The following is a 13,849-nucleotide window of genomic DNA, read 5'->3' on the forward strand; positions in this document are numbered from 1 at the left end:
GAGCTTTTGTTTTAAAACCCATCCCCCAGGCCCTGTCCCCTTTAAAAAAGGGAACAGGGAGTTATAATCTTTACAATGTAAATTTTGATTTTTAAATGTTCATCTACTTTAACTTTTGGGAAAGCTTAGTAAGAATACAGCACAAGAATTTTCGCATCCCGCTGTGGCGGGATGCGAAAATTTTTATGCTGTTTTAAGGAGGACGTGTTGAAGAATTGGTTTAAATTATTTCTGCGAATATCTGCTAAATCTGCGCGAAATATAATTGTGATTAAAACAGTTTCTATCACTTTTGGTTGCGGCTATGCTGCCTTAGATCTTTTTAAAGAAGTATTCTAACATACCAAGCTATTTCGAATACGAGATTGTTTAAAAAAAACGAGATATTTGCCGGACGCTTATTTAATTGGATACCAAGGTTTATGTTCACACCTCAAAGAATTAACTAATTTATTTTCTGGATTCACCGATAATGGAGTAGCAAAAACAGGCACGGGGAAAAGCACGCATGTTAGGAGATTATCTTGTTTTTACACTGGAACAAAAGGAATATGCCATTGAACTAAAGTATGTAAAAAAAGTGTCACAAATTGTGGCCATTTCTCCCATCCCCAGAGGACCAAAGAATTTAATAGGACTTATCAATGTACACGGCGAGATAACCCCTGTTATCAATCTACGTTACATATTGGGACTAAAAGAACGCGAAACCGATCTGACCGATCAATTGCTGATCATAGACTGGAATGGGATGTCACTTGCCTTTGTTGTTGATCAGGTAACCGATATCATTCCTGCTCATGATGAAAACAGCATGGCTGTTCAAAATCTTGTGCCCCAGGCCAAATACTTTGAGCGAGTCATCAAAGAGCAGGAAAATTTCATATTTTGCCTTAAACCTGATGCTTTATTAACCAAAAAGGAATTTCAAAAAATCAGCCTAAAAGTTAAAGAAGAATATGATAAAATTGAGCAACAAATCATTGCAAATTGACCAAAAATTGTTACAGCAGTTAATTCTCAAGATCAAAGACGATCTGGGATTGTCTTTTGAAAATAAAGCCCGGGATGCAGAAAAAGCGCTGTTACGTTTTTTTAATACCAATTCCCTGGATGAGGTCCATTCCAGAATAAAACAACTGTTAAATGAAGACCTGAACAGGAATTATGATTTAATTGATAAACTGACCATTCCAGAAACCTATTTTTTCCGCAACCACAGGCTATTCTCAATCCTGGAAAAAGAAATTTTGCCCGATCTGATGGCTCGCAAAGTAGAGTCAGGGCAACCGTTAACTATCTGGAGCGCGGGCTGTTCCAGCGGCGAGGAAGCCTATTCCATCGCCATGCTCATTGATCAAATTCAAAAAAACCAGGCTCAACTTTTTCCCGTCCGCATTCTGGCCACAGACATAAATCCCTACGCACTGCAAAAAGCACAAAAAGGCATCTATTCCCGTTGGTCATTCCGTAACATGCCTGTAAAGTACATGGAAGCATATTTTACGCCTTTAGATGAGCGGCATCTTTCGATTGCAGCGCACATCAAAAAAATGGTTCATTTTGAACGACATAATTTAAAACAGGGGCCTTTCCCGGTTAACAACACCTGGAATTCTTTTGACATGATTATCTGCCGAAACGTTCTGATCTATTTTGACCGGGAAACCATGCTTGAAATCCTGCAACAATTTTACAATCTGCTTCATGCAGACGGTTATTTCATCTCCGGACCGGCAGAAATTCCTTCGCTCCATTTTAAACAATTTAAACCACAAATGATTAAAAATATCATTGTCTACCGAAAACTGCTTCCACCGGCTATTCAGGAGCAAAGCCTACAAAAAGAAAGGCCAATACAAAAACGGGCCTTAAAGGTGCGTCATCCTGACCGTTACCTCAATCCAAAGCCGGATGGACAAATCAAGAGTAAGCCTCTGCTTATTGTAGAAAACAACAACCATCAGGTTGATGAACTGACGGTTATCAAAAATCTGGCCGATAGCGGCAATCTGCAAGAAGCCCGTAGAATGATCCGCCATTACCTGGAGCGCAACAATCTCGATGCCAGAGCACACTATTTATTGGGAACCATTGATCTGGAAATGGGAAAAATCGCTGAAGCAGAAGCCTCTTTTCAGAAAGTTCTTTACCTTAAACCCAATCATATCATGGCCCATTTTCATCTGGCCAATCTTTACACATTGAACGGACAGGTTAAAGATAGCAAGATCTATTTCAACAACGTATTAAACTTAATTCAAAAATATGAACCACAACAAGAAATTCCCGATAGTGAGGGCATGAATGCCAATCAATTTAAACAGATGATCGAGAAAATTTTGAAGACAAATCGCTTAGCCAGTTAAGGTGTAATGATGACCACAAATGCTAAAGATAGATTATTAAAACAAAGAGCCAGGCGCCTGGCGCAAAAGCCGTCTTTGTTAAAAGAGATCAAAGACGCGCGAAACATCATGCTCTTTTCCTTAAACCAGGAACGGTACGCCATGGATGTACATCATGTAAAGGCCATTTTGCCTTTTAACGGCGCTACGCCCATACCCGGTGTGCCGTCGGTAATTGTGGGTGTCATAAATTTTTCAGGCGTCATCTACACCTTACTTGACTTAAAAAAAATCTTCAACCTGGAATCCACAAAAAACAGTGGGAAATATGTAATCGTGATCGAACATGAAAAACTGAAAATCTGTTTTTTGATTGATCAGGTTATGGATTACCAGATTATTTCTGAGAAAGAAATACAGAGCAATTTAACAGGGATTCAGGGCAAACAGAAGGGTTATATTCAAGGTCTGTTAAAAAATTCGACCGTGTTAATTAACGTGCAAAATATTTTAAACAATACTGAACTTTTCTTTAATCCGTAAAGATCATTTTGTGAGGAGGCTGAGCAATGTTGAAGATTTTCAAAACCTCATTCAAGGCTCAACTGATTGGAAGCATGGTTGGCATTCTGTTCATACCCATTATTTTTGGTTGCATTTTTACATACCGTTATTATGCCAACGACCACAAAACACAGACGGCCAAAGAGTTAAAATGGTTGAGTCACACCAAAAAGGATCTGCTTGAAGATTTTCTGAACAGTAATAAAACCTATCTGAATCTGTTGGCCACCAACAGCGATATTGTAAAAGCGTTCTCCAGCGCCCCACAAATCAATTCTGCTCAAAGAAGTCGTATTACCCGGTTGATCGATGTTATTTCCAGCCGCGATGAATTCAATATTTTGTTCATCGAGCAATCAAAGGGCAGCATCTTTTACCAGAGGAAACCTCAGGCAGATTTAAACAAATCGCTTTTCGGGCCGTCTCTTTCCGCCTCCTCCTTATCCGAAGCCGTACTACAGGCGGTACGCTCCAAAAAATTAAGCATCACAGACTTACAGAGTTATCCTTTTGCCCACGAACCGGTGCTCTTCATGGTGGCCCCGGTTTTAAACCAGCGTCGGGAAGTATTGGGCAGCATCGCGCTGCAAATTAAACAAAGGGCTTTTAACAACATGCTGCAACGGGAAATGAGCGACAAACCCGACCTAAAAGTCTATTTAATAAATCAGAGCGGAAAGGTATTATCGACAATTGGTAAATCGACTGAGGGACTTAACGTTAAAATTGATCAGTTCAGCAATTTCAACACATGCACCAAAATCATTGACTTCAATGAGCAGGAGGCGTTTGCCTGCGCCGCGCCAATTCCTCTTACCACCTTCACTTCGGGAAATCTCAAATGGTTTGTAGTTTCGCAAATTTCTTACGACCAGTTTAGCGCTCCGTTACGGAATTTAATCCTCTTTTTTATTGTATTGTGTTCCTTTCTGCTGTTATTTGGCGCTGCTGTGGCCTACGTCCTCGGGGGCCGAGTAACCAGGCCCATCGAAGCCATCATTCGCGACATCCATGAAATTACAGCCGGTAATTTAAAGGTTAATATCCAGGTTTTAAACAGCGAACACGAAATCGGAAAATTAACGCGCAGTCTAAAACATTTTGTTGATCAGCTAAAGAATCAACTTCATGATCTGTTAGAAAACATTAATATTATCTCCTCCAGCTCCAGTGAAATTTCGGCCACTATTGCTCAGATTACCGCTTCGTCCTCAGAAACCGCTACTGCCATTACGCAAACCGCCAGTAGTTCAGAAGAGGTTTCGCAACTGGCCACCAGTTTTAATGAAAAAGCGCAGGAATCGTTAAAAGTTGGGGAACGGGCTGCAGAAATCAGTAATCAGGGGACTGAGGCCTTTAACCAGATTAATAAAGGTATTCACGAAGTAAAAAATCAGATGGATCAGGTGGCCAATATGGTCATTGAATTGAGTAAACAGAGCCAGACCATCGGTGAAATCACCGAAGCCGTTAAAGAAATTGCCGAACAGTCCAATATTTTGGCCATTAATGCCTCCATCGAAGCCACCAAAGCCGGAGAATACGGCAAAGGCTTTGCCGTGGTAGCCAATGAGGTGCGCAATTTAGCCGATCAGTCTAAAAAATCGACTCTTCAAATCCAGAACATTCTTGATACCATTCAGGAATCGATCAGTAAAACCGTTTTACAGGTTGAACAAACCAACAAAACCATCGATGGGAGCGTTGACTTTGTGCAAAAGGCCTATCATTCCATGACTCAGCTCTCCACTTCCATAGAGAGCCTGATCAATGTTTTATCCGAGATTTCCGGTTTTGCCCAGGAACAGCTTGTGGGCACTTCACAAATCAAGGAGGCCATGGAAAACATTAAAGAGGCCACTTCACAAAACCTGGATGGTATGCACCAGTTAGAAGAAGTGATCGAAGACTTAAAGAAAACCAGTGAAAACCTGAAAGCCCTCATCTCCATGTATCAATTAAAATAGAGGTCTCAATGGATCAGGATTTTGAACAGGAATTGCTGGAAATATTCCGGGCCGAGGCCGAGGATTATTTAACTATTTTAAACGATGGCTTGCTGGCCCTTGAAGAGGCAGCCGATGAGCGAACCATCGAAGAGATGTTTCGTACGACCCATAGTTTAAAGGGCGCTGCGCGGGCTGTCAATTTTACCGCCGTTGAAGAACTGTGCCAGGCCATCGAATCTCTTTTTTCCAAAATAAAAAACCATGAACTCGAATGGAATGAAGGCCTGTTGAATGTTCTGACGCGTAGCATTGAGCACCTAACTGATCTATTGCAACAGAACAATTTTGCTGCCTCCTGCGACATCGATATTTTGAACCAATTGCAGGCCGCAGCCATAGGCCAGGAAAATTCAATTCAACACCTACCTAAAACTCCCAAAAGCAAACCAAAAGCCCCAGAACCTCAACAACCTGCGACAAAATCGTCCAAGAAGCCTCCGCAGAAAAGCCCATCCCCAAAATCTGCGCCTGCAAAACAGCTTAAAAATCAGGAGAGCCCTCAGGAAACCATCCGAATTTCCTACCACAAAATTCGGGAGTTATTTACTCAATCGGAGGAACTTATTTCCGTTAAAATCAAACACAAATTCTATCTGGAGCATTTCAATCAATTGTACGATCAGTTAGAACAGATTGATAAAAAAAGCAGACGCTTATTCGCCGCTTCCGCAGGTCAATCGATTGCTTCAGAATTAATCAAACAACTGGAAGCCATCAGGAAACAAACCGATCTTTTAAGAAAAAATCTGGAAAATGACCAGTTTCAAATCACTTCTTTAATCGACAAGCATTTAGATGACATTAAACAATTAATGATGTTCCCCTTTTCAACCATTACCAACTATCTGGAGCGCTCTACCAAAACCATTGCCCGCGAAATGGAAAAAAAAATCGATTTAAATATCTATGGCAAAGAGGTTGAGCTGGATAAACACACATTGGAATTATTGAAAGACCCTCTCATTCACCTGATCCGAAATAGTATCGACCATGGCATTGAGCCACCAGAAGAGCGTTTGATGCGCGGTAAACCAGAGACGGGTAAAATCACCATTGAAGTGCTGCCACCGCGGGAACAAAGCATTGTCGTAAAGATTTCGGATGACGGACGCGGCCTGGATGTGGAAAAGATCAAGCAAAAGTCTCTGGAAAAAAATTTAGCCACCCAGGAAGAGCTGGCTGAAATGAATGAAAGCCAGATTTTATCTTTGATATTCCATTCCGGGTTTTCTACCAAAGAGGAAGTCAGTAAACTTTCCGGCCGCGGTCTGGGTATGGCCGTAGTGCTGGAAAACATCGAAAAACTGGGCGGCAGCCTAAAAATTGAAAATTATTATCCCAATGGCTCCACCTTCTATTTAACCATTCCCTTGAGTTTTGCTACCAGCCGCGGCATTCTGATCCGAAGCGAAGGCTTTCTGGCCATCATTCCCACTAAATTTGTTCGATTGCCTTTACGTGTACCGGTGACACAATTGAAAACCGTTGAAAACCAGCTGATTGTCATTGTAAACGGACAAAATATTCCGCTGTTTTCTCTCTCCGAGCTTCTGGGAATGCATGTCGAGCAGCAGGAAAGACCAAAATTTCTCAATATACTGGTCCTGCATCTGGATGAACGTCATGAAATTGCCGTTTCAATCGATCAGGTTCTGGATGAGCGTGAGATTATCCTTAAAAAATTAAATCCTCCTATGGAGGAGGTAAAATTCCTCTCAGGGGTAACTATCCTGGGAGACGGTTCGCTGGTTCCGGTTTTAAATGTACACGATATTTTTGCAGCATGTTCTGGTTCGCTTAAACCAATGACCGTCAAAGAAGAGCGGCCAAAACAAATTTTAGCCGTAGAAGACTCCATTACCTCGCGCGTTTTGTTAAAGAATGTTCTGGAATCGGCCGGCTTCGAAGTTCAAACCGCAGTGAACGGTCAGCAGGCCTGGCAAATTTTGCAAAAGCAAACCTTTGATCTGATCATTTCCGATGTGGAAATGCCCGAAATGGATGGCGTTGAATTAACGCGGAAGATTAAAAAGGATCCAAAATTGAAAACTATTCCTGTTATTTTACTGACTTCATTGGGATCGGAAAGCGACAAAAAGAAAGGGCTGGCCGCCGGAGCTAATGCTTATTTTATTAAACAGGATTTCAAACAAAAATCCTTATTGGATCTGATTCATAAACTCATTGGCAGGGAGTAAAAAGACCTTATGAATATTTTGCTTATTGCCCAATCCATGGTTTACGGAACCATAATGGAACAAGCATTAAAAAAAGAAAAGTCATTCAATGTTTCCTTAAGTTTTAACAAAGATCATGCTCTGCTCAACCAATTGAGCGTAAACAATAAGTTCGACGCGCTGATCTTTATTGCTTCCAGGGAAGTGAAAGATTTTGCAGATCGTTTGCACTTTTTGCACCAGCTCTTTGGCTGTCCGATCTTCCTGATCGATGCTTTAAATACAAATCTGCCTTTGAATTCCTGGTTGATCCATTTCCCGCATTTCCCATTAAATCCAACCGACGAAACGTTTCCGGCCAAAACCAGAGAGCTCATCCAATCTCTCACACATTTCAAGCCCCAGGGGAAAAGTTTAAACTCAACAAAAGCCTATGAAACTAAATCAGGAGAGCCATACAAACTTGGAGCACTGAACAAAAGGAAATTTGAACTGATCGCCATTGGCGCTTCCACCGGTGGGCCGCAGATTCTAAATTTTTTGTTTAAAAATTTTGCGGAGGATTTACCGGTTCCCATTCTGGTCGTTCAACACATGCCCGCTAATTTTATTCCACTATTTATTGACTGGCTCAATGCCGAATCTGCCTTACATATTCAGATTGCCAGCGACAATGAACAACCTAAACCAGGTCATGTCTATTTTGCTCCAGGGCACCACCACATGATCCTGAGTAAAGATAGAAAAATTAAATACCTGGATGGGCCGCCTTTACATAATGTTAAACCCTCTGTTTCGCATCTGTTTAAGTCAGTAGCAGAAGTTATGGGGCCCAAAGCCATTGGCATTTTACTGACCGGCATGGGCAAAGACGGCGCCCAGGAGCTGGCCTTAATTAAGGAAAGAGGCGGATTGACCATTGTTCAGGACAAAGAAAGTTGTGTTGTGTTTGGCATGCCAGGCGTAGCCATAAAATTAGGCGCGGCCCAATGGATTCTTTCTCCCGAGCAAATTGTGGAACACATCAAGACAATCTTTAAATTGTAACCTGGAGATATTAAGATGCAAAAACAACAGGCAAAAATTCTAATCGTAGAAGACAGCAAAACCCAGGCCCTTCAATTGCGAAGGGATTTAGAGCGGGCTGATTACCAAACGGAAGTGGCATTTAACGCTAAACAAGCCATTGAAATGCTTAAACGGCAATCATTCGATATTGTCATCAGCGATGTGATTATGCCAGAGATGGATGGCTACCAGCTCTGTAAAATCATAAAAAAGGACTTCCAGAAAGCGCCTCTCTCAGTCATCTTGTTAACCGCATTGCAAGACCCGGAAGACATCATCAAAGGGCTGGCTTCCGGCGCCGATAACTTTATTATCAAGCCTTATGACCTGCCCACCTTAATTAACCGCATCGAATACATTCTGGCCAATCAAAAAATTCGCCAGTCCAATGGCCCGGAGCTCAAATTTGAGGTGGTCTTTGGTGGAAAAAGACACACCATCACCTCGCAACAAATGCAAATTATCGACATTTTACTTTCCTCTTACGAAACCATCTTGCAAAAAACAAGGGAACTGGAACGCGTCAACAAGGAGTTAAAGGAAGCGCTAAACGAAATCAAACAATTACATGGCATGCTACCGATTTGTTCACACTGCCACAAAATTCGCGACGACGAAGGCTACTGGCACCGCGTGGAAGAGTACATCGAACAACACGCCGAGGTCACCTTTACACACAGCCTGTGCCCGGAATGCCTGGTTGAACTATATCCGGAATACGCAGAAAAAGTAAAAAAGCGTCAGAACCATAAGTAGAAGCGCAAAGAACTATGGAAAAACACATTCTAATTGTTGAAGACAGCGTCGCCCAACGCTTCTTTCTCGAAAAGACTCTGGCCGGCGATGGATTTAAGATAACTACGGCTGCCAACGGTAAGCAGGCTATTGAAAAAATTCATGAGCAAAAGCCCGAGCTGATTTTAAGTGATATCATGATGCCTGAAATGAACGGCATTGAACTTTGCAAAACTATTAAGACCGATCCCCGCTTACAAGACTTACCTGTGGTCTTAATGACCACCTTAAACGAACCGGGAGAAATTCTCAATATCATTGATTCCAGCGCCGATTACCTATTTCTTAAAGAATTTGAACCAGGCGCCCTTATTTCGTTTGTAAACGACGCATTGAAAAATAAACAGATCGCTGAGCAGAGCAATCCGCAAATTTTACTCAGAACGTTTTATCTCGGTGAACTGCATGAAATTTCATCACAGAATCGTCAATTATTAAATCTGCTCCTCTCCTCTTATCGAAGCGCTTTACAGGCCTATCAACGCTATTACCAGTTTAAGTTTGAAATAAATAAGCTGCAAAAAGAACTACAGGCCAGAGAGCAGCCCCATAGACCGGAACAGTACGGATTGCTAAAATCCTTTGTCAATGAATTGCGCACCCCTCTGAACAATATTCTGCACATCATTGATTTGTTAAAAGAATCGGATGACAAAAACGAACGTGAAGTGCAGGCCCAGCTGGCCGAAGTCAATTCGGATCATTTGCTGACCATTTTAAATGATCTGCAAAAAGCGCTGGATTACCAGGAAAAAGGGGATGATCTACCCATCCACGAAACCGAATTCCATATCCGCGATTGTATGGAGGATGCGGTTTCGCCCTTTATTGTGCAGGCCGGTGAAAAACAGATCGAATTGATCTTTCGCATCCATCCTGAAATCCCCCTGTTCATCAAACAAGATCCCAAATACTTAAAACATCTGGCCTTTGTGATTATGGATGTGCTTTTCCGCCATCTTTCCCATTGCGACATTATGATTAACATAGAACCCTTTAAGGAGAAGCAGATAAAATTTTTAATCGCCTTTCCTGCCAACCAAAAGATTGAACACTATTTTAAACAAATTTTTTCTGAAAACAGTCAAACGATGTCCAAAGAGGGCGACGCCGGCCTCGATTTCCTGAGGTATTGTATCGCTAAACTGGATTATAAAATAGCCTTAAAAGCGGCCAGGGAGGGTATGCAACACATTGAAATCCTGGTTCCGTTTACTCCGGCTGCTCAGAAGAGCGGGCCGCTGGCAGAAGAGACAACGGTCGATTTACGTTCGCTCCGCGTGCTGGTCTACTCCGACCAATGGATGAGCGGGCTTGTACTGGAAGAACTGTTGCACCAGTGGCAGATAGAAGTAAAAGTAGCCAATGAACCTCAAAAACTGGTTAAACTGCTAACTCAGGCGCATCAGATTCAAAAACCTTTTAATCTGCTGCTGATCGACGCACGGCCGGACAACGATTTTCATTTTGAACTGGTGAAGGAAGTGCGCAACGCTTTAAATAATGACAGGCCATCGATCATCCTGTTAACCAATTTTGGAAAACCCGGCGACGCCAGACGCTGCATTGAAAGCGGCATTGCAGCCTATCTGTTAAAACCAATCCGTTCCAGAGAATTATTAAAAACCATTCGCGCCGTAGCTGGCGGACAGAAACCACAGGAAGCACTGATTACGCGCCACAGCTTGAAGGAATCTGAACGCACTTTAAAAATACTGGTGGCAGAAGACAACCGCGTGAATCAAAAGCTGATGGTCTCTATTTTAAAACGCGCCGGCTTTGAAGTGGAATTGGCCAGTAACGGCCAGGAAGCCGTGGAGCTCTTTAAACAAAAACAATTCGACTTGATTTTAATGGACATGCAGATGCCCATCATGGACGGCTACACAGCCACCCGCGAAATCCGCAGACTGGAAGCGCAAAACGGCCGGCACACACCTATCTTTGCCCTGACCGCCAGCGACGACGCGCGCGAAATTCAGGGCGCCCTCAATGCCGGAATTGATGAAGTGCTCAAAAAACCGCTCAATCTGAACCTGCTGAAAGAGAGACTGGCCCGTCTTCAATTAATTCCAAATTGATTGGATTACAATTTTTTCCCAGGCAACGGCTTCATTCTTCTCTGGCAGCCGCCTGAAACGGATACTTCTTTACCATCCATAACCAGACCAGCGCGCCAAGCACGAAAAGCAACAAAAACAGCAACAACACGCCCCATTGTGTTTTAACCGGTAAATTTTCAACACTAAAAAACGGCGCCAGATAGGAATCACGTAACATATCGCGCATGACAATCATCATGCTTAAAATAACCAGCGTAATAAGGGAAATCGCCGGCACCGGAACCTGAAACGCATCTCCTTTTAATTTACGCGACATCATAAAGATGGTGAGCAGAGTAAGCAACAGACCCAGAATCAAAAAAATGGATGCTATTCTGTTTTTACCCATGAACAACAGCATCTGATCGCGCGGCAAAGCGATTAAAAACCAGATGCCAATCAAAAACTGGGCCATGGTAGCAAACATAAACCAGCGGCCTCCGTGTTTGATCAAGAAGGCTGCAAATGGCGGCTCCTTTTTACGTTTCAAATACCCGATAAAGGCCACCAGTAATCCGCCAATGGCCAGAGCCCCGACGACAAAATGCAAAAATCGGGGAATGATGGTGGCATCGCGGACAAACAAATGGGCGCCGCCGGTCTGGTTAAAATACACCGCTGCCCAGCGTTGCGGTTGCATGTAGAGCAGCACATTGCTGGTGTAAATAAAAGCAATGACCACCACCAGTAATACACTCAAAACCAACACCGGAGTCGTGCCCTTTTGTTCTCTTTTTTTGAATGAAACAAAATAGAATCCGTAGTAAGCGACAATTAACAACACAATGACCGAAAACCAGACCCAACCGGACAGGATGGTTGCCGTGTACATAAACTGGCCGTACAGCACCTGCATGAACAAAAGAGGCGCCACGCCCAGAGTAATGGTGGCCGGCAACAGGTTGGGCAATTTATGTTTTAAATTTTCGTACAGTTGATTGTACATTTCATTTTGCCTTTTCCATTTGGCCAGCAAAGCAATAACGGCTCCGCCCAACATCATGTTCATGGCCAGAATGTGTAACAAAAATGTTATCAACAACAGTAACTTGAAAAGCCAGAATGGGCCGGGTATGGGATTGGGATCAATAGTTGGAATAAAATCTTGGGCGTTCATAGTTCCTCCGAAAATGGTTATCGATTTTGAAACCACTGGTACAGAGCGGCCTTTTGCTCCGGGCTAAGTTTCAGGGCCGGCATTTGTTCCATCAAATCCGGTAACTGGTCGAGCGTTTCCATGGCTTCTTCGCGCTCCAGGTCTTTGAACAAAACCACTGCCGGATCATCAATTGAATTTTGATGACAGACTCCGCAATAGTGTGTGAACAAAGCCTCGCCGGATTGTACTGACTGCGGTTGAACCTTTGATGACAGGCTGGCCAGGTAGCGGGCCAGAGCTAATCGTTCCTGATCATTGCCGGCAAAAGGCGGCATGATGCCATTGCGCATCAAATCGATGCCCTTCAACATTTCGGCAATCACATCCTCATCCCATTGGTGTTGTTCGATGTAGCGTTGAACGCCGCGGTAGGCCGTTGTGGTATGGCAGCCCATGCACTGTAGACGAAAGATTTCCTTTCCGGCCTGTTCCATGTTCTGTTCCGTAATCTGCCGATGTTGCACCCATCTGGCAACCTGCAGCATGCCCTTTTCCTGCAGATTTTCCGTATTGAACCCACCGTCTCCGGGCATAGAGCTTGCATAAACGGAATTGCCGTACACGTAGCCATAAATCACATACGGTTTGCGAATGGCTTCGCGCACAAACTCAAACGACCACATGGTAACAAAGGCCGTAACGGTAATCAACAAAGCGAAAACAAAGGGCGCTCTGGAAGGTTTTAACAGTGCCAGAACCGCAAAGGCAAAGGTCAGCAAGGCAAAGAGAACCATTAATTTTAAGTAGAGCGTAGCCGTGGGCATCAATCCTTTGGCGTTTAACCACACCTCCTGCGGAATGGCGCTTCTGTACCACAGTGCCGCCAGAGCTACCAGAACAAAGGCCGGTACAATCCAGATCAGGCTCCACCTGACGATGTTCGCTTTCAAGCTTTCATCCTTCTGGCGCGTGGCCGTGAGTAAGGCGTAAATGCCAGCCAGAGCCAGGGAGAACAAAAAACGCGTTAGCAAAGAAGGCCAGTAAGTGGGATTTAAAAAGCCATCCCAGAACCGGTGTGTTTGCAAAAAATCGCCTGGAGTCAGCATAAAACTAACCATTCCATTGATCACAACCATGCTCATAAAGGCAGCCACAAAATAGATCCAGCCGTAGATCAAATGCAGTTTCCGATCCACTTTTTGCCATCCGTACAGATAAAGCAAAGCGGCTGTTATTTCAATGAAGAAAAAGACCCATTCAATGGCCCAGGCCCAGACAAAGATGTGAATCAGGTTACTGGTGGCTGTGGGCTGAATAAGGCCGATGGTAAACCAGATTCCCACGCCCGTTACCGCGCCAAAGACTACCGTGACCAGCACAAAAAAGCGCGTGTGTTTTTTCAACCATTCCAGCAAAGGGGCATTGTTTTCCCGATAGGCCTTGTGTTCGGTAAGCACCAGAAACAGACCGCCGCCCACGGCAAAATGCGACACAAACACATGCACAACCGAAACGACGGCCATCAGGATGCCTGAGCCAAAGGCTACTTCCCACACGGGATAATTCATCTTTCCTCCATAACCTTTGTTTGGACTAAATCCGACTTAAAATGTTAAAAAATCCTCAGGATAAAAGCAAATGTAGATAGGACAGCAAAAAATGGCGGTTGAGCGCTCTGTCTCAATTC

At 43.5% G+C, this 13,849-nt stretch carries 10 protein-coding genes; 8 read left to right on the forward strand and 2 right to left on the reverse strand.

What is annotated here, in order from left to right; genetic code table 11:
* Positions 1 to 508 precede the first annotated feature (508 nt).
* The 8 genes from ACWB0I_RS03245 to ACWB0I_RS03280 are packed head-to-tail and all read left to right on the forward strand — an operon-like array spanning position 509 to position 11,042.
* Complete coding sequence (locus ACWB0I_RS03245; protein ID WP_479386600.1) at positions 509 to 994, forward strand: chemotaxis protein CheW; 486 nt, start codon at positions 509 to 511, stop codon at positions 992 to 994.
* Complete coding sequence (locus ACWB0I_RS03250; protein WP_479386601.1) at positions 960 to 2,369, forward strand: CheR family methyltransferase; 1,410 nt, start codon at positions 960 to 962, stop codon at positions 2,367 to 2,369. The genes ACWB0I_RS03245 and ACWB0I_RS03250 overlap by 35 nt, the downstream gene beginning before the upstream one ends.
* A gap of 6 nt (positions 2,370 to 2,375) precedes the next feature.
* The gene (locus tag ACWB0I_RS03255) at positions 2,376 to 2,891 is read left to right on the forward strand and encodes a chemotaxis protein CheW (RefSeq protein WP_479386602.1); all 516 of its coding nucleotides are present in this window, start codon (positions 2,376 to 2,378) and stop codon (positions 2,889 to 2,891) included.
* Between the two features lie 26 nt (positions 2,892 to 2,917).
* Positions 2,918 to 4,879 (forward strand): methyl-accepting chemotaxis protein, encoded by a 1,962-nt coding sequence (locus ACWB0I_RS03260; RefSeq protein WP_479386603.1) that lies wholly within the window; start codon positions 2,918 to 2,920, stop codon positions 4,877 to 4,879.
* Between the two features lie 8 nt (positions 4,880 to 4,887).
* Positions 4,888 to 7,119 carry a hybrid sensor histidine kinase/response regulator gene (locus tag ACWB0I_RS03265; protein ID WP_479386604.1) on the forward strand — a complete coding sequence of 744 codons (2,232 nt, stop codon included), beginning with the start codon at positions 4,888 to 4,890 and terminating at the stop codon, positions 7,117 to 7,119.
* Positions 7,120 to 7,128: 9 nt separating this feature from the next.
* On the forward strand, positions 7,129 to 8,145 hold the full coding sequence (locus tag ACWB0I_RS03270; protein ID WP_479386605.1) for a CheB methylesterase domain-containing protein: 1,017 nt from the start codon (positions 7,129 to 7,131) through the stop codon (positions 8,143 to 8,145).
* A gap of 15 nt (positions 8,146 to 8,160) precedes the next feature.
* Positions 8,161 to 8,922, forward strand: a complete 762-nt coding sequence (locus ACWB0I_RS03275) for a response regulator (protein ID WP_479386606.1) — start codon at positions 8,161 to 8,163, stop codon at positions 8,920 to 8,922.
* A 14-nt stretch (positions 8,923 to 8,936) separates the two neighbouring features.
* A complete protein-coding gene (locus tag ACWB0I_RS03280) occupies positions 8,937 to 11,042 on the forward strand; it encodes an ATP-binding response regulator (protein ID WP_479386607.1) in 2,106 nt (701 codons plus the stop codon).
* A gap of 31 nt (positions 11,043 to 11,073) precedes the next feature.
* Here ACWB0I_RS03280 and ACWB0I_RS03285 read toward each other — a convergent pair whose 3' ends face one another.
* Together ACWB0I_RS03285 and ACWB0I_RS03290 are read right to left on the reverse strand one after the other, a co-directional pair.
* Positions 11,074 to 12,180 (reverse strand): hypothetical protein, encoded by a 1,107-nt coding sequence (locus tag ACWB0I_RS03285; protein ID WP_479386608.1) that lies wholly within the window; start codon positions 12,178 to 12,180, stop codon positions 11,074 to 11,076.
* A gap of 17 nt (positions 12,181 to 12,197) precedes the next feature.
* Complete coding sequence (locus tag ACWB0I_RS03290) at positions 12,198 to 13,730, reverse strand: cytochrome c (RefSeq protein WP_479386609.1); 1,533 nt, start codon at positions 13,728 to 13,730, stop codon at positions 12,198 to 12,200.
* Positions 13,731 to 13,849: the final 119 nt, after the last annotated feature.

It is taken from the genome of Caldithrix sp., assembly GCF_056497305.1.